The sequence below is a fragment of the Vescimonas coprocola genome (assembly GCF_018408575.1).
Taxonomy (GTDB): Bacteria; Bacillota; Clostridia; order Oscillospirales; family Oscillospiraceae; genus Vescimonas; species Vescimonas coprocola.
The window spans coordinates 105,284-121,784 of record NZ_AP023418.1; the positions used below are offsets into that span (position 1 = coordinate 105,284).

15 protein-coding genes are annotated in these 16,501 nt (G+C 62.8%); 14 read left to right on the forward strand and 1 reads right to left on the reverse strand.

Annotated features, from left to right (window positions below):
- Position 1: 1 nt before the first annotated feature.
- The gene (locus tag KJS28_RS00560; protein ID WP_213541319.1) at positions 2–733 is read right to left on the reverse strand and encodes a class I SAM-dependent methyltransferase; all 732 of its coding nucleotides are present in this window, start codon (positions 731–733) and stop codon (positions 2–4) included.
- Positions 734–906: 173 nt separating this feature from the next.
- Here KJS28_RS00560 and KJS28_RS00565 point away from each other — a divergent pair, with 173 nt between their 5' ends.
- The 14 genes from KJS28_RS00565 (at position 907) to KJS28_RS00630 (ending at position 16,454) form a co-directional block, all read left to right on the forward strand.
- The gene (locus KJS28_RS00565) at positions 907–3,069 is read left to right on the forward strand and encodes an alpha/beta hydrolase fold domain-containing protein (RefSeq protein ID WP_213541320.1); all 2,163 of its coding nucleotides are present in this window, start codon (positions 907–909) and stop codon (positions 3,067–3,069) included.
- A gap of 22 nt (positions 3,070–3,091) precedes the next feature.
- A complete protein-coding gene (locus KJS28_RS00570) occupies positions 3,092–3,790 on the forward strand; it encodes a DUF6320 domain-containing protein (protein WP_213541321.1) in 699 nt (232 codons plus the stop codon).
- Positions 3,791–4,013: 223 nt separating this feature from the next.
- Positions 4,014–4,511, forward strand: coding sequence for a DUF4430 domain-containing protein (locus tag KJS28_RS00575; RefSeq protein ID WP_407701750.1), 498 nt, complete (start codon positions 4,014–4,016; stop codon positions 4,509–4,511).
- 28 nt (positions 4,512–4,539) lie between these two features.
- Positions 4,540–5,442, forward strand: coding sequence for an energy-coupling factor transporter transmembrane component T (locus KJS28_RS00580; RefSeq protein ID WP_228298404.1), 903 nt, complete (start codon positions 4,540–4,542; stop codon positions 5,440–5,442).
- Positions 5,439–8,081, forward strand: coding sequence for an ATP-binding cassette domain-containing protein (locus KJS28_RS00585; RefSeq protein WP_228298405.1), 2,643 nt, complete (start codon positions 5,439–5,441; stop codon positions 8,079–8,081). Before KJS28_RS00580 ends, KJS28_RS00585 begins: the two co-directional genes overlap by 4 nt.
- A 224-nt stretch (positions 8,082–8,305) precedes the next feature.
- Positions 8,306–8,671, forward strand: a complete 366-nt coding sequence (locus tag KJS28_RS00590) for a hypothetical protein (RefSeq protein ID WP_213541323.1) — start codon at positions 8,306–8,308, stop codon at positions 8,669–8,671.
- 1 nt (position 8,672) lies between these two features.
- On the forward strand, positions 8,673–9,686 hold the full coding sequence (locus KJS28_RS00595; RefSeq protein ID WP_213541324.1) for an NAD(P)H-dependent glycerol-3-phosphate dehydrogenase: 1,014 nt from the start codon (positions 8,673–8,675) through the stop codon (positions 9,684–9,686).
- Between the two features lie 20 nt (positions 9,687–9,706).
- Positions 9,707–10,375, forward strand: coding sequence for a response regulator transcription factor (locus KJS28_RS00600; RefSeq protein ID WP_213541325.1), 669 nt, complete (start codon positions 9,707–9,709; stop codon positions 10,373–10,375).
- Entirely contained in the window at positions 10,372–11,370 is a 999-nt protein-coding gene (locus KJS28_RS00605; RefSeq protein ID WP_213541326.1) for a sensor histidine kinase, read from the forward strand. Before KJS28_RS00600 ends, KJS28_RS00605 begins: the two co-directional genes overlap by 4 nt.
- A gap of 221 nt (positions 11,371–11,591) precedes the next feature.
- Positions 11,592–12,800: a DegT/DnrJ/EryC1/StrS family aminotransferase gene (locus KJS28_RS00610; protein WP_213541327.1), complete on the forward strand. Its 1,209-nt coding sequence runs from the start codon at positions 11,592–11,594 to the stop codon at positions 12,798–12,800.
- Positions 12,800–13,480: a sugar transferase gene (locus KJS28_RS00615; RefSeq protein ID WP_213541328.1), complete on the forward strand. Its 681-nt coding sequence runs from the start codon at positions 12,800–12,802 to the stop codon at positions 13,478–13,480. The genes KJS28_RS00610 and KJS28_RS00615 overlap by 1 nt, the downstream gene beginning before the upstream one ends.
- Positions 13,481–13,609: 129 nt before the next feature.
- Complete coding sequence (locus KJS28_RS00620) at positions 13,610–14,485, forward strand: LicD family protein (protein WP_213541329.1); 876 nt, start codon at positions 13,610–13,612, stop codon at positions 14,483–14,485.
- Positions 14,486–14,490: 5 nt separating this feature from the next.
- Positions 14,491–15,450, forward strand: a complete 960-nt coding sequence (locus tag KJS28_RS00625; protein ID WP_021858690.1) for a LicD family protein — start codon at positions 14,491–14,493, stop codon at positions 15,448–15,450.
- Complete coding sequence (locus tag KJS28_RS00630; RefSeq protein WP_213541330.1) at positions 15,447–16,454, forward strand: stealth family protein; 1,008 nt, start codon at positions 15,447–15,449, stop codon at positions 16,452–16,454. The genes KJS28_RS00625 and KJS28_RS00630 overlap by 4 nt, the downstream gene beginning before the upstream one ends.
- The last annotated feature ends 47 nt before the right edge of the window (positions 16,455–16,501 follow it).

Below are 16,501 nucleotides of genomic sequence, written 5' to 3' on the forward strand. Positions count from 1 at the left end.
GCTACGCCTCCTCCATGGCCGGAATCTCCACCGCCAGCAGGCACAGCTCCTTCCGGTTGGGCAGGTAGTAGGGGAATTCCGGTCCCGGTCCCGGCACCAGACGGTGCAGGGGTGGCTCCACTGCGCCGCTGCGGTCATAGAGCCGGAAGAATCGCCGGGCGTCCTCCAGTGACCGGAGGGGCTGGCCAAACTCCAGGGAAAACCGCTCCATCCGATAGGAAAGGCTCAGATGGCGCAGGGTATCCTCCGAGTCCGCCGCCGTGAAGCCCACCGGCACCCGGCCGGTGCTGAACCGGTGATAGGCGTAGTCACGGCGGATGAGCAGCACCGTTCCCCGGCACTGCTGCCGGGCCACCGTCAGCGCCTCCTCCACGTCGCCGAACAGGCAGAACACCATGGCGTCGTAGGGCGTTTCCGGCGGCAGGCAACGGATATCCCCCTGCCGCACCGTGAGACGGGGGTCATGGCCTGCCCGCTGCCGGAGGTTCTCCAGCGGCGCCGCCGCACGATCCACGGCGGTGACGTGGCGGCAGTAGGGCAGCAGCGCCACGGACAGCCCGCCCAGCCCGCACCCGGCGTCGCACACATGGGCCTGCTTCGGCAGGTAGGGGGCGATGCGCCGGGCCAGGGCCGGATAGTAGCCGCAGCAGGCCATGGCATCTTGCAAAAAGGCCATGCCCTCCGGTGTCCAAGCCTGCATCATCCGCCGCACCTCCCGTGTTTTTTTCAGCATAGCAAATCTGCGGCGGGATTGCAAGACCGCCCCGCCGCCTGTGGAAAAATTCCGCCATAGGGAACGGAAATAACACAGAAAATTCACATTTTCCCGCCGGGGCGTCGTATTTACACGGCACCCTGTAAATGCTATAATCATAAAATACGAGATCAGGAAAGGAACGGACCCACATGGAACTGCACGCAAAGCTGGTGCGCTCACAGCTGAATTTCTTCAAGCCTCTGGCGGAAAACTGCTCTCTGGAGCTGACCCGGAAGGGGCAGGACAAGCTGGGGGAGCTGATGACGGCCATGCACCGGCGGGAGACCTTTTCCCGTGAGCATGACTTCCGGAATTTTCAGGGGGCGTGGATCATGCCCAAGGACGAGCGCCGCACCGGCGTGATCCTGTACCTCCACGGGGGCGGCTACACCTGCGGCAGTCTGGAGTACGCCAAGGGCTTTGCCTCTACACTGGCCACGGAGTGCGGTGTCCGGGTGTTTTGCGCCGCCTACCGGCTGGCCCCGGAGCATCCCTATCCCGCTGCGCTGGAGGATGCGATGGAGAGCTATGAGTATCTGCTGAAAAAGGGCTATCCCGCCCGGCAGATCCTGCTGTGCGGCGAGTCCGCCGGCGGCGGGCTCATCTATGCCCTGTGCCTGAAGCTCAAGGAGTTGGGACGGCCCCTGCCCTGCGGGCTGGTGGGCATCTCCCCGTGGACGGACCTTACCTCCTCCGGAGCCTCCTTCGAGACCAACCGGGATGTGGACCCCTCCATGACCCGTGAGCTGCTGACCTTCTACGCCGGGTGCTATACCCAGACACCGGAGGAGCCCCTGTGCTCCCCGCTGTTCGGTGATCTCCACGGCCTGCCGCCGTCCCTGCTGTTCGTGGGCGGGGACGAGGTGATGCTGGACGACACCCGGATGCTCCATGAGAAGCTGCTGAAGTCCGGCTGCCGCAGCAAGATGCACATTGCCCCGGAACGGTGGCACGCCTATGTGCTGTACTGCCTCACCGAGAACATGGAGGAGGACTTCCAGTCCATCAACCATTTTCTGGATAAGGTACTCTCCCCGGCCCGGAGCCTGCGGTGGATGCGGCTGGATAACGCCGCCAAGATCTACCCTGCCGCCAAGCGCCGCAACTGGAACAACTTTTTCCGCCTGTCCGCCACCCTGACGGAGCCGGTGGATGTGGCAGTGCTGCGCTCGGCGCTGGATGTGACGGTGCGGCGCTTCCCATCCATGGCGGTGCGGCTGCGGCGGGGGGTGTTCTGGTACTATCTGGAGCAGATCCCCAAGGCCCCGGCCATTCAGTCGGAGAAAAGCTGCCCGCTGGCCCACGTCCCCTTCGATCAGGTACGGCGCTGCGCCCTGCGGGTGCTGGTGTACCATGACCGCATTGCCGTGGAGTTCTTCCACGCCATCACCGACGGCACCGGCGGCACCATCTTCCTCAAGACGCTGCTGGCGGAGTACCTGTGCCAGAAGTACGGCATCACCGTCCCGGCGGAGAACGGCGTACTGGGCCGTCTGGAGGAGCCGGACGAGGAGGAGCTGGAGGACAGCTTCCTCCGCTATGCCGGGGATGTGAAGGCCAGCCGCAAGGAGGCCACCGCCTATCACCTCAGCGGCACGCCGGAGCCGGACGGCTTCAAGAATCTGGTGACGCTGATGGTACCCGCGGATGCCCTGCGCTCCTGTGCCAGGGAGTGCGGCGTCACGGTGACGGAGCTGCTGGCCGCCGCCATGATGCAGGCCATCGACCGCCTGCAGGCGGAGAAAGAGCCCCGACGCAGCCACCGCAAGCCGGTGAAGGTGCTGATCCCCGTGAACCTGCGGAATTTGTTCCCCACCCGCACCCTGCGGAATTTCGCCTCCTACATCACCCCGGAGATCGATCCCCGCATGGGAGACTTCACCTTCCGGGAGATCTGCGCCGCCGTCCACCATCGGATGGGGCTGGAGAACAATCCTCACACCATGCAGGCCAAGTTCGCCGCCAATGTGGCCAGTGAGCGGTCCCCCGTGCTGCGGGTGATGCCGCTGTTCGTGAAGAATCTGGCCATGAAGCTGGTGTTCGACGCAGTGGGGGAGCGGAAGTCCTGTCTGTGCCTGTCCAATCTGGGCAGTGTCCGTCTGCCGGAGACCATGGCCCCCTATGTGCGCCGGATGGATTTCATCATCGGCGTGCAGGCGGCGGCCCCCCACGGCTGCGCCGTGGTGTCGTGGAACGGCACCGCCTATATCAACTGCATCCGCAACATCCGGGAGCCAGAGCTGGAGCTGCACTTTTATCAGGTGCTGCACGAGCTGGGCCTGCCGGTGAAGGCGGAGAGCAACCAGCGCTGAGAGAAGAAAGGAGCGCAAAGCCATGTATTGTGTCAAATGCGGCGTGGAGCTGGCGGACAGCCAGCGGGTGTGTCCCCTGTGCGGCACCCGTGTGTTCCACCCGGATATTCCCCGCACCCCTGCCGACCCGCCCTATCCCCCGGATGAGCGGGTCCACCCGGAGGAGGTGAACCGCTCCGGCGTGTGCTTTATCCTGACGGCGCTGGCCCTGCTGCCGGCGGTGATCTGCGTGCTGTGCGACTGGCGCATCAACGGGGGTATCCTCTGGTCCGGCTATGCCTCCGGCGGCATCCTGCTGCTGTATGTGCTGACGGTGCTGCCCCTGTGGTTCGAGCGGCCCAACCCGGTGATCTTCGTGCCGCTGGATTTTGCCGCCATTATTCTGTACCTGCTGTATATCGATCTTGCCACCGGCGGACACTGGTTCCTGACCTTCGCCTTCCCCGTGGCAGGGTCCATCGGGGTGCTCATCACCACCGTGGTGGCGCTGCTGCGCTACGTTCGCCGGGGGTATCTCTACATCTTCGGCGGCGCCCTCATTGCCGCCGGCGGGCTTGCCATGCTGCTGGAGTTTTTGCTGAACCTGACCTTCGGCGTTCATCAGACCTTCTTCTGGTCCTTCTATCCGCTGGCCGCCGGGGTGCTGCTGGGGGTGATGCTGATCATCATTGCCGTCTGTCCGCCTCTGCGCCGCTCCCTTCACCGGAAGTTCTTCCTGTGAATTCCCCACAGCGGGTCCTTTGGACATAAAGCCCTCCTTCCCCTGGGGAGGAGGGCTTTTCCGGTTGACTTCCCGGAGGAGATTCCGTATAATGGGACACAATGAGATAGCGCAGAACGCCGCTTCACCGGAGACGGAGCGGGCGGCGGGGCGGCCGGTGCCGGTTTCCGGAGGGAACCGGCCTTTTTCCTGACTGCACCGGGTCGGAAAGGAGCGATCTTCCGTGAAAAAACGTATCTTTGCGGCGCTTTCAGCGATGCTGATGCTGCTGGCTCTGGCCGGCTGCGGCGCCAAGCAGGTGGACTATGACGCCACCTGCACCATCTCCATCTCTTGCGCCACCATTCTGGACAATATGGACGCCTGCGACCCCGACAAGCGGGAGCAGGTGCCTCAGGACGGCGTCATTCTGGCCCCGGTGGAGGTGGGCTTCCAGACCGGGGAAAACGTCTTTGACGTGCTGCAGCGGGTGTGCCGGGAAAATCGCATCCAAATGGAGTCCAAATGGACGCCCCTGTATGAGAGTGCCTACATTCAGGGCATCCACAACCTGTATGAATTCGACGTGGGCAGCGGCTCCGGCTGGATGTACAGTGTCAACGACTGGTATCCCAACTACGGCTGCTCCCGCTACACGGTGCAGCCGGGGGATGTGATCTGCTGGGTCTATACCTGCGATCTGGGACAGGATGTAGGCGGCGGGGCCGCCGTAGGCGAGTGAGAAGAACCGGCGAAGGGAGGCGATGACCATGCGATACAGCGACGTGTTCGGCAGCTGCCATCCGGCGGTGAACTTCCTGTATTTCGTGCTGGTCATCGCCTTTTCCATGTGCCTGACTCACCCGGTATGCCTGCTGCTGTCGGTGTGCGGGGCCGTGATCTACCATGCTGTGCTGCTGGGGCCCCGCTCCCTGCGGAAAAGCGCCGTGTGGATGGTGCCTATGGCGGTGCTGGCGGCGGTCATCAACCCGGCCTTCACCCATCAGGGCGTTACCATACTGGCCTATCTCCCCTCCGGCAATCCCCTGACGCTGGAGAGTATGCTCTACGGCCTTGCCTCGGCGGCGCTGCTGTCGGCCACGCTGCTGTGGTTCACCTGCTACAACGCCGTCATGACCTCGGATAAGTTCATCTATCTCTTTGGCAGGGTGATCCCCGCCCTGTCACTGGTGCTGTCTATGACCATGCGCTTTGTTCCCCGGTTCCGCACCCAGCTGCACACCGTGGCGCAGGCCCAGAAATACATGGGCCGTGACACGGAGAATGGCAGCCTTCTCCGCCGCACGAAAAACGCCATGAAGGTCTTTTCCATCATGGTCACATGGTCGCTGGAGAGCGCCATCGAGACGGCGGACAGTATGAAGAGCCGAGGCTACGGGGAAAAGGGCCGCACGGCCTTCTCCATCTATCGCATGGACGACCGGGACCGGAGCCTGCTGGTATGGCTCATCTTCTGCGGGGCCTATGTGCTTTGCGGCGTGCTGGCCGGAGGTCTGCGGTTCCGCTACTACCCCTCGCTGGCGGGAGCGCCTGTGACGCCTATGACCGTGAGTTTTTTCGTGGTCTATTTTCTGCTGTGCCTGACCCCGGCGGCGCTGGATCTGGCGGCGACCCGCCAGTGGAAACAAATCGAGAAGGAGGTGCGCCGGTGACGGAGCTTCTGCATCTGGAGAATTACAGCTTTACCTACCCCCAGCAGCGCCGCCCGGCGCTGTCCCATGTTACCCTCACGTTGCCGGAGGGGGCGTTCATGGTGCTCTGCGGCCCCTCCGGCTGCGGAAAGTCCACGCTGCTGCGGCAGCTGAAAACGGTGCTGGCGCCCCACGGCCTGCGGGAGGGGGAGATCACCTTCTGCGGCACGCCGCTGTCCCAGATCCCCAGCCGCCGTCAGGCGGCGGAGATCGGCTTCGTGCAGCAGTCACCGGAGAATCAGGTGGTGACGGACAAGGTCTGGCATGAGCTGGCCTTCGGACTGGAGAGTCTGGGCTTCGACACCCCCACCATCCGCCGCCGTGTGGCGGAGATGGCCTCCTTCTTCGGGATACAGGACTGGTTCTATAAAAACGTCACGGAGCTGTCCGGCGGTCAGAAGCAGCTGCTGAGTCTGGCCTCGGTGATGGTGATGCAGCCTCGTGTGCTGATTTTGGACGAGCCTACTAGTCAGTTAGACCCCATTGCCGCCTCGGACTTCCTCCAGACGCTGGGGCGCATCAATCGGGAGCTGGGGACCACCGTCCTTCTGACGGAGCATCGGCTGGAGGAGGCTCTGCCGCTGGCTACCCATGCGGCGGTGATGGACGGCGGACGGCTGCTGTGTACCGGCGCACCGGCGGAGGTGGGCGGCCTGCTGCGGCAGGAGGGCCACCGGATGTTTTTGGCCATGCCCTCCGCCATGCGGATCTGGGCCTCGGTGCAGAGCGATGCCTCCTGCCCGGTGACGGTGCGGGAGGGCAGAGCCTTCCTGACGGAGTGGCTCACAGATCACCCCGCCCAACCCCTGCCGCCGGAGGAGATCCCTCCCTGCGGCGAGGTGGTGCTGGCGGCGGAGGACGTGTGGTTCAAATACGAGGAAAAAGGCCCGGATATCGTCCGGGGCCTCCATATGACCGTCCGACAGGGGGAGTTCATGGCCCTGCTGGGCGGCAACGGCACCGGCAAATCCACCACCCTGCGGCTCCTCAGCGAGGGACTGCGCCCCTACCGTGGCACGGTGCGCCATACGGGCCGGCTGGGGGTCCTGCCCCAGAACCCCCAGGCACTGTTCGTGAAAAAGACCGTCCGGGAGGATCTGTTCGAGACCTTCGACGGACTGCATTTGCCCCCGGCGGAGCAGCAGCGGCGGGTGGAGCAAATGGTGACCCTCTGCCGTCTGACGGAACTGCTGGACCGCCATCCCTACGACCTCTCCGGCGGTGAACAGCAGCGTGCGGCGCTGGCCAAGGTCATGCTGCTGGAGCCGGATATCCTGCTGATGGACGAGCCCACCAAGGGACTGGACGCCGAGTTCAAGCAGTCCTTTGCCGCCATGGTGCGCTCTCTGCTCTCCGGCGGCGTGACGGTGCTGATGGTGAGCCACGACGTGGAATTCTGCGCCCGCTATGCCCACCGCTGCGCTCTGTTCTTCGACGGCAGCATCTCCGCCGAGGGGACGCCCCGTGCCTTCTTCGGCGGCAACAGCTTCTACACCACCTCCGCTGACCGCATGGCCCGTGGGCTGCTGCCCCACGCCGTCACGGCGGAGGACGTCATGGCCGGTATTGGCGGCACCGTCCCACCGGAGCCGGAGGTGCAGCACACCTATGCACCGCTGCCGCCGGCGGCGGAGGAGTCCGCCGACTGGAAGCCTCCGAAGCTTCCGTGGTGGCGCAAGGCGCTGGCTGCCGTGTCCGGCGCCGTGGCGCTGGTGATCCTATGGATGGCTACCCGCAAGACGGATCTGACGGCGCTGGTGGGCGGCGGCAAGGTCTCTGCTGCCGGGTGGCAGACGCTGGCCACCTACGGCGTATTTCTGGTGGCCATGTTCGTGCTGGTGGCCTCTATCGGCCGTCGGGCGCCGCCGCCGGTGCAGGTACAGACTCCGGTGGAAAAACGGAAGCTCTCCCGCCGCACGGTGGTGGCCTCCGTGCTGATCCTGCTGATGATCCCCGTGACGCTGGTGGTGTGCGTAGGCCTCTTTGGCCGCACCCACTACTATATCACCGCCCTGCTGGTGATGCTGGAGTGTATGCTGCCGTTTTTCATGGTCTTTGAGGGCCGACGCCCACAGGCCCGGGAGCTGACCATCATCGCCGTGCTGTGCGCCTTGGGCGTGGCGGGCCGGGCGGCCTTCTTCATGCTGCCCCAGTTCAAGCCTGTCATGGCCCTGACCATCATCGCCGGAGTGGCCTTCGGCGGTGAGACGGGCTTTCTGGTGGGGGCCATGACCATGCTGGCCAGCAACGTTCTCTTTTCGCAGGGGCCGTGGACACCCTTCCAGATGTTCAGTATGGGCATCATCGGCTTTTTGGCCGGAGTGCTGTTCCGCAAGGGCTGGCTGCGCCGCAGCCGGGGCGCTCTGGCGGTGTTCGGCGGCATCGTCACCTTCGTCATCTACGGGGCCATCATGAACCCCGTGTCGGCGCTGATCTACGGGGCGGAGATGAACTGGCAGACGCTGCTGACGTACTATATCACCGGCTTCCCCATGGACTGTGTCCACGCCTGCGCCACGGTGATCTTCCTGCTGCTGCTGGCGGAGCCCATGCTGGAAAAGCTGGACCGCATCAAGGTCAAATACGGGCTGGTGGAGTGATTCAGCGACCTATGGATACACATAGAAAGGCCGGCGCATCCGTAACGGATGCGCCGGCCTTTCTGTGGCGCCCCGCAGAATCTCCATGAAGTCCATGTAAAATACAAAATTGGACATATTTTTTCTTGCAATCCGACAGCGTGTCCTATGTAATGCTAACGTCTTAAGCTTCTTAAGCTTCCGTTCATAAATTCCTCATAAACTTCCATTCCGAGGACACGCCTATGCAGGAAAAAACATTGACCGGCGGGCGCAGCTACTATCTGGATATCGCACGGGCCATCGCCATCATCAGCATTTCCCTGAACCATGCGGTGAACCGTACCTATGATAACTACGCCGGCCAGATGGAGGAGTTTCTGGAGTCCTCCTATCTCTCATCGCTGCTGAAGAGCGTGGCAACGATATTCAGCCATTTGGGTGTGCGGCGCTTTTTTGCGTTCAGCCGCCGTCAAGGTGACGGCATTGTCACCGGGAAAAGCGAAGGAAACCACTTGGCACTGTCCGCCGTTTGTGGTAAAATATCACGGAATATAGATTCCTGCCGCCGGGAAGGACATCCCCGGCGGAGAGGAGAGCGGGAGGCGTGACATGAAAACGGTGGTATTGGGCAGCGGCGGCTGGGGAACGGCGCTGTCGCTGGTGTTGCACCGGAACGGACATCCGGTGACCCTGTGGTCCCACGTGCCGGAGAAGGCGGCGTATATGGAGCGGGCCAGAGAGAACCCTCGGCTGGAGGGAGTCCCTCTGCCGCCGGAGCTGCGCCTGACGGCGGATATGACCTGCCTGACGGAAGCGGAGCTGGTGGTGGTGGCGGTACCGTCTTACGCCGTGCGGGAGACGGCCCATGCCGCCGCTCCGCTGCTGCGCCCCGATACGCTGCTGGTGACGGCGGCCAAGGGTATCGAGCGGGATACTCACCTGCGGATGAGCCAGATATTGGAGCAGGAGACGGGGGGAGCCTTTCCCATCGCCGCCCTGTCCGGCCCCTCCCACGCCGAGGAGGTGGGCCGTGGGCTCCCCACCGGCTGCGTGGCGGCCAGCGTGTCTCAGGCGGCTGCCCTCACGGTGCAGGACGCCTTTATGAACGACCGCTTCCGGGTGTATACCAGCCCCGATATCGTGGGAGTGGAGCTGTCCGGCGCCCTGAAGAACGTGGTGGCGCTGGCCTGCGGCATCTGCGACGGTATGGGCTATCAGGACAACACCAAAGCCCTGCTGATGACACGGGCCATGGTGGAGCTGTGCCATCTGGGGGAGCGGCTGGGGGGCGACCGCCAGACCTTCGGAGGGCTGGCGGGTATGGGAGACCTGATCGTCACCTGCACCTCCATGCACTCCCGGAACCGCCGGGCGGGCATCCTGCTGGGACAGGGCAAGTCCATCGGGCAGACGCTGGCGGAGACCGGCGGCGTGGTGGAGGGCTACTATGCCGCCGCCAGTATGCACCAGCTGGCGGAAAAGACCGGCGTGGAGATGCCCATCTGCCGGTGCGTCTATGAGATATTGTACCGGCAGCGGCCGGTGCAGGAGGTGGCCCGTGAGCTCATGGGCCGGGCCAGAAAGGGCGAGATCGAGGACGGCTGGCGCTATCCCGTGGGATAACGCCGGGGAAGGAGGGGCTTATGGAGCGGATCCTGCTGGTGGAGGACGATGCACAGATCACGGCGTCGCTGTCGGCATTTTTGCAGAGTGAGGGCTTTTCCGTGGAGACGGCCACCGGGGAGACCCAGGCCAGGCAGCTGGTGGAGCAGACGGCTCCGGGGCTGCTGCTGGTGGATGTGCAGTTGGCGGAGGGCAGCGGCTTCGGCGTGTGCGCCTATGCCCGGAGCCGGGGTCTGCCGGTGATCTTCCTCACCGCCTCCGGCGATGAGAGCAGCGTGGTGCTGGGGCTGGACATGGGAGCCGACGACTACATCGCCAAGCCTTTCCGGCCCAGAGAGCTGGTCTCCCGCATCCGCAGCGTGCTGCGGCGGTACGGCAAGGAGAAGACGCTGGTGCCGCTGGGCGGCGTGGTGGTGGATACGGAGAAGGGGCGGGTCACACGAGACGGCCGGGATGTGTATCTCTCGGCGCTGGAATACCGGCTGCTGCTGGTGTTTCTGAGCCACCGGGGAAAGGTCCTCTCCCGGTCGCAGCTGCTGGAGGAGATCTGGGACGCCGCCGGGGATTTCGTCAATGACAACACCCTGACGGTGTATATCAAGCGCCTGCGGGAGAAGATCGAGGAGGATCCCGCAGACCCACAGATCATCCGGACGGTGCGTGGAATGGGTTACATGGTGGACGCATGAGCATCTGGAAGAACACGGAGGTGCGGCGGACGGCCCTGTGGCTGCTGCTGGCCACGGCGGTGTGCTCCGTGGCGGCGGCCCTGCTGTATCCCATCTGCGGCCTGCTGACGCTGGGGCTGGGGGCGGTCTGCGGGACCATCTGGTACGGCTCCACCCGGCGGCGCTACCGGGAACTGGAGCGCATGAGCCGGGACATTGACCGCATTCTCCACGGGCAGGAGCAGCAGATGCTGCCCCAGCAGGAGGAGGGAGAACTGGCCATCCTCCGCAGCGAGATCGGGAAGATGACGGTGCGGCTGCGGGAGAACGCCCAGCGTCAGCAGGAGGAGCGTGTCCGACTGGCGGATGCCATGGCGGATATCTCCCACCAACTGCGGACGCCCCTGACGGCCATGCGCCTGACCCTGTCCCTGCTGGAGCAGGAGGAGCTGACGCCCCAGCGGCGTCTGGCACTGATGCGGGAGCTGAAGAAGCTGACGGGCCGTATGGAGTGGCTGGTGGAGGCCCTGCTGAAAATGGCCCAGCTGGACGCCGGGACGGTGGTGTTCCACCCGCAGGACACCACGGCGGCGGAGCTGGTGCGCCGTGCGGCGGAGCCGCTGGAGGTCCCCATGGAGGTGCGGAGCATCCGCTTCACCGCTCAGGCGGGGGAGGAGCGGCTTACCTGCGATGTGCCGTGGAGCACGGAGGCACTGGGAAATATTCTGAAAAACTGCATGGAGCACGCCGCCTCATGGGTGCAGGTAACGGCACGGGAGACAGCCATTTTCACAGAGATCACGGTGCAGGATGATGGGCCGGGCTTCGACCCGGAGGAGCTGCCCCGGCTCTTTCAGCGGTTTTACCGGGGCAAAAACGCCGGGGAGAACAACTTCGGCATCGGCCTGAGCCTCTCCCGTCAGGTGCTGGCCCAGCAGAACGGCACAGTGCAGGCGGAAAATGTCCTTACCGGCGGCGCACGGTTTATCCTGCGGTGGTATAAGGGCACGATATAGATGCCCTCATAAGCCCCACCAAGCCGGGGGAAAAGTGCAGGATTAAAGGAAAATTTACCTTCTATTCATAAAAACCGCCGGGAAGTGTGAAATGACCTGCCGCCGCCGGTTGCATTTTGCCGAGGGTTGTAGTGTAATTTCACAATATGTAAGTCCGCCCGACCGGGCGCAGACTGAAAAACAACGAAACGGATCAAACCGACTAAGGAGTGCGTATCGATATGCGAAATATACCTTTCAGCCCTCCGGATATCACGGAGCTGGAGATCCAAGAGGTGTGCGAGGCCCTGCGGTCCGGCTGGATCACCACCGGCCCCCGCACCAAGCAGCTGGAAAAGGAGCTGGCAGAGTACTGCCATGCGGCGAAGCTGGTGTGCCTGAACTCCGCTACGGCGGCGGAGGAGATGAACCTGCGGGTGCTGGGCATCGGTGAAGGCGACGAGGTGCTGGTGCCGGCGTACACCTATACCGCCACGGCGGCGGCGGCCATCCATGTGGGGGCCACGGTGAAGTTCATCGACAGCCAGAAGGACTCGCTGGAGATGGACTATGACCAGATGGAGCGGGCCATCACCGAAAGGACCAAGGCGGTGATCCCGGTGGATCTGGGGGGCATCCCCTGCGACTATGACCGCATCTATCAGGCGGTGGAGGGGAAAAAGGCACTGTTCTGTCCCAAGGGCGACGTGCAGGAGGCACTGGGCCGGGTGGCCGTGGTGGCCGACTGCGCCCATGGGCTGGGCGCCTCCCGTCACGGGGTGCCTACCGGCGCTCTGGCAGACTTCACCTCCTTCTCCTTCCACGCCGTGAAGAACTTCACTACCGCCGAGGGCGGCGCATCGGCGTGGCGCACGCTGCCGGGTCTTGACGACGAGGAGCTGTACCACCGCTATCAGCTGTTGAGCCTCCACGGCCAGTCCAAGGACGCTCTGGCCAAGACCAAGCTGGGGGCGTGGGAGTACGACATCGTGGGGCCGTGGTATAAGTGCAACATGACGGACCTCATGGCCGCCATAGGCCTGAAGCAGCTGGAGCGCTATCCCGGCCTGCTGGAGCGGCGGCATCAGCTGATCCAGCGCTATGATGAAGCCCTGCACCCGCTGGGCATCCGGACCCTGCCCCACTTTACCCCGGACTATACCAGCTCCGGCCACCTGTACCTGACGTGGACCCCCGGCATCGGGGAAAAGGAGCGCAATGAGATCATCCTGCGGATGGCGGAGCGGGGCGTGGCCTGCAACGTCCACTATAAGCCCCTGCCCATGATGACGGCCTACAAGGCCATGGGCTTTGATATCGCTGACTATCCCAATGCCTACCACCACTATGAAAACCTCATCACACTGCCTCTGCACACCCGCCTCTCCGACGAGGATGCGGCCTATGTGACGGAGCAGTTTACGGATATCGTGAAGGAGTACCTCCGGTGATGCTGCGGAAATGGGAGGATCTGCCGCAGGAGATGCAGACGGAGGAAGTCCGCCCGTATTATGACCTGCTGCGAAGGAAGCAGGGGAGTCTGCTTTGCAAGCGGCTGTTCGATATTTTGGCATCGCTGGTGCTGCTGGTGCTGCTGAGCCCGGTGTTTCTGGTGCTGGCCATTGCCATCAAGCTGGACTCCCACGGTCCGGTGTTTTACCGGCAGGTGCGGGTGACCCAGTACGGGCGTGAGTTTCGCATTTTCAAGTTCCGCACCATGGTGCAGAATGCCGACCGCATCGGCAGTCAGGTGACGGTCAGCGGCGACAGCCGCATCACACGGGTGGGCAAGGTCATTCGAAGCTGCCGTCTGGACGAGATCGGCCAGCTGCTGAACGTGCTGGGCGGCTCCATGTCCTTTGTGGGGACACGGCCGGAGGTACCCAAGTACGTGGCCCGTTACACCCCGGAGATGATGGCCACCCTCCTGCTGCCGGCAGGAGTGACCTCCGAGGCCAGCATCCGCTACAAGGACGAGGCGGAGCTGCTGGACAAGGCGGAGGACGTGGACGAGACGTATGTGCAGCAGGTGCTGCCGGGGAAAATGGCATATAATCTGGCGAGCATCCGGCGCTTTGGCTTGGGTCAGGAGCTGCTGACCATGCTGCGGACGGTCAAGGCTGTGCTGTAAGAGGGCGGACACAGAGGTTGCAATTCCGGACCGCAGGGAGTATAATACTCCGTTGCGGCGATAGCCGGAGAACAAAACAAAGAGGACGCCGCCTGCCCCTGCGGGTCGGGTGGCGGTGAGAGGTCAACTATGGAAGAAAAGAAAGAGGTCACCATACAGGAGATCCAGAGCAAGCTCCTGGAGATCCTGCTGTATTTTCAGAAGTTCTGTCAGGAGAACGGACTGGGCTTCGTGCTGGCCGGCGGCACCTGCTTGGGCGCCGTGCGCCACAAGGGCTTCATCCCCTGGGACGACGACGTGGACGTGTTCATGCTGCGGGACGACTATGAAAAGCTCTGCCGTATCTGGGACGAAAAGGCGGACACAGAGCACTACTCCTGCGTCCGCTCCAACGATCGATTCAACATCCGTCACTCCGCCACGGAGATCAAGGACAACAACACCACCTTCATCAACCGTCACAGCGTGGATCTGGATATCCATCAGGGGCTGATGATCGACGTGATCCCGCTGGACGCCGTACCCAAGTCCAAGTGGAAGCAGCTGTGGCAGATGGTGGATTCCATGATGTACTGCTGCTTCAACTTCCAGCGCCTGCCCGCCCACAAGGGCAAGGTCACCTACTACGCCGAGAAGCTGGCGCTGACGCTGGTGCCGTCCTTCAAGGCCCGGTACAAGATGTGGAAGGGCGCCGAAAAGCGGCTGAGCCGCTACTCACTGGCGGATGCGGAGTACGTCTCCTCCTTCGGCGAGGGCGCCACCATCATGCGCCAGCGGTTTCCCATCCGGTGGTTCCGCCACCCGGCGTATCTGGAGTTCGAGGGCCATCAGATGCCGGTGCCGGAGGACTATGACAAGTGGCTGACCATCTCCTATGGCGACTATATGCAGCTGCCGCCTCCGGAGGAGCGGGTCTACCGCCACGATGCGGTATTCATCGATCTGGAGCACAGCTACAAGCAGTATAAGGGCATCCACTACTGTGTGGATGAAAAGAAAGCGTGAGAGTCATGTCGAAGCTGAGAAATATGTTCTCCACCCGGAAGTGTATGCAGATCGCACCGGAGACGGAGATGATGCACGAGCTGACGCCGGAGGAACTGAAGGCGCTGCAGGCGTGCTTTCTGGAGATCATCAAGGACATCGATCGGGTGTGTCAGGAGCACGGCCTGTGCTATATGGCCGCCGGCGGTACGGCCTTGGGTTCCGTGCGCCACAAGGGCTTTATCCCTTGGGACGACGACGTGGATATCCTCATGCCCCGTGAGGATCTGAACCGCTTCGTGGAGCTGTTCGAGGAGTGCATGGGGGACAAGTACGAGCTCACCACCCCCAATTCCGATAAGTACCAGCTGGAGAGCATGATCTCCGCCGTATATAAGAAAAACACCCTGAAAGCGGCGTTTCTGGACTATAACACGCCGTTTCCCAAGGGCGTTCACATCGATATCTTCGCCATTGAGTCCGTCCCCAGAAACCCCATTGTCCGGGGCATCAAGGGCGTAACGGCCATGGGCCTGCAATACATTGCGGTATCCACCCTGTTCTACCACTACCGCAGCCCGGAGAAGAAGAAGTTCTTCAGCCAGTCCTCCGCCGGAAAGTTCAACTATGGCCTGCGGTGCACAGTGGGCTTCCTGTTCTCCTTCCGTCCCTATAAGAAGTGGGGCGACCTGTTTGACCGCTTCGTGCGGTGCAAGAAGGACACGGGGCTGTGGGCCGTTCCCACGGATATCGGCCACTATTTCGGACATATTATGCCCAAAGAGGTATATTATCCCCCCATCAAGGGACCGTTTGAGGACTTTTCCATCAACCTGCCTCACGACCCGGATACCTATCTGAAAAATCAGTACGGCGATTACTGGGTCATCCCGCCGGAGGCCGACCGGGAGAAGCACTATTCCGTGGGCTTCTGTCTGGACTGCGCCGCCGAGGAACAGAAAAAGGACGGAGCACAGGACCAATGAGTACGACGGAGCATCCCATTGACATCGTGATCCCATGGGTGGACGGGTCTGACCCGGTCTGGCAGGCGGATCACGCCAAATACCGGGCTGCCAAAAGCGCCGACAATCACCCCGCCCGCTACCGGGAGTGGGGGCTGTTCCGCTATTGGTTCCGGGGCATCGAGCAGAATGCTCCGTGGGTGCGAAAGGTACACCTGCTGACCTACGGACACCTGCCTGCATGGCTGGAGCCTGACCATCCCAAGCTGCACATCGTCAACCACCGGGACTTCATCCCGGAGGAGTATCTGCCTACCTTCAGCTCCCATACCATCGAGCTGAATATGCACCGCATCCCGGATCTGGCGGAGCACTTCCTCTATTTCAACGACGACGTGTACCTGATGAAGCCCTCCCGGCCGGAGGATTTCTTCCGGGACGGCCTGCCCTGTGACACGGCGGTGATGGGCGTCATCAAAAACAACGACACCGCCAACTTCATGCCCTATATCATGCTGAATATGATGGCGCTGGTGAACATGAGCTTCGATAAGCGCAGTGTCATCCGGCAGAATTTCGGCAAGTGGTTCTATCCCGGCTACGGGAAGGGCCTGCTGTATAACCTGTACCTCCTCCCGTGGGGGGACTTCACAGGCTTCCGCAATTACCACTCCTGCGTCTCCTTCTGCAAGAGCACTCTGGAGGAGGTGTGGGACAGGTTCCCGGAGGTGCTGGACGCCACCTGCCGCCACAAGTTCCGGGACCGGGCGGACGTGAACCAGTATCTGTTCCGGTACTGGCAGCTGGCCAGCGGCCGGTTCGCCCCCAAAAAGCCCGACAGCACCTATCTTACCATCGGCAAGCAGAGCGAGTCGGAGGTGGAGCGGCTGCTGCGGGGCGGGAAGTACCGGGTGGTCTGTGTCAACGACGACCCCATGGACTTCGATTTCGATACGGAGCGGCAGCAGCTGGTGGATATCTTCCAGCGGGCCTTCCCCAGGCCCTCCGCCTTTGAGCGGTCATGAGCCGCTCCCGAAACTGAGAGAACGGACGGATGCTATGAAAAAGCTCT

Excerpts from the sequence above, each read along its gene's own strand:
- KJS28_RS00610 (WP_213541327.1), top strand. The coding sequence starts at position 11,592 with ATGCGAAATATACCTTTCAGCCCTCCGGATATCACGGAGCTGGAGATC.
- KJS28_RS00565 (WP_213541320.1), top strand. The coding sequence starts at position 907 with ATGGAACTGCACGCAAAGCTGGTGCGCTCACAGCTGAATTTCTTCAAG.
- KJS28_RS00570 (WP_213541321.1), top strand. The coding sequence starts at position 3,092 with ATGTATTGTGTCAAATGCGGCGTGGAGCTGGCGGACAGCCAGCGGGTG.
- KJS28_RS00630 (WP_213541330.1), top strand. The coding sequence starts at position 15,447 with ATGAGTACGACGGAGCATCCCATTGACATCGTGATCCCATGGGTGGAC.
- KJS28_RS00590 (WP_213541323.1), top strand. The coding sequence starts at position 8,306 with ATGCAGGAAAAAACATTGACCGGCGGGCGCAGCTACTATCTGGATATC.
- KJS28_RS00600 (WP_213541325.1), top strand. The coding sequence starts at position 9,707 with ATGGAGCGGATCCTGCTGGTGGAGGACGATGCACAGATCACGGCGTCG.
- KJS28_RS00580 (WP_228298404.1), top strand. The coding sequence starts at position 4,540 with ATGCGATACAGCGACGTGTTCGGCAGCTGCCATCCGGCGGTGAACTTC.
- KJS28_RS00625 (WP_021858690.1), top strand. The coding sequence starts at position 14,491 with ATGTCGAAGCTGAGAAATATGTTCTCCACCCGGAAGTGTATGCAGATC.
- KJS28_RS00595 (WP_213541324.1), top strand. The coding sequence starts at position 8,673 with ATGAAAACGGTGGTATTGGGCAGCGGCGGCTGGGGAACGGCGCTGTCG.
- KJS28_RS00620 (WP_213541329.1), top strand. The coding sequence starts at position 13,610 with ATGGAAGAAAAGAAAGAGGTCACCATACAGGAGATCCAGAGCAAGCTC.
- KJS28_RS00615 (WP_213541328.1), top strand. The coding sequence starts at position 12,800 with ATGCTGCGGAAATGGGAGGATCTGCCGCAGGAGATGCAGACGGAGGAA.
- KJS28_RS00560 (WP_213541319.1), bottom strand. The coding sequence starts at position 733 with ATGCTGAAAAAAACACGGGAGGTGCGGCGGATGATGCAGGCTTGGACA.
- KJS28_RS00605 (WP_213541326.1), top strand. The coding sequence starts at position 10,372 with ATGAGCATCTGGAAGAACACGGAGGTGCGGCGGACGGCCCTGTGGCTG.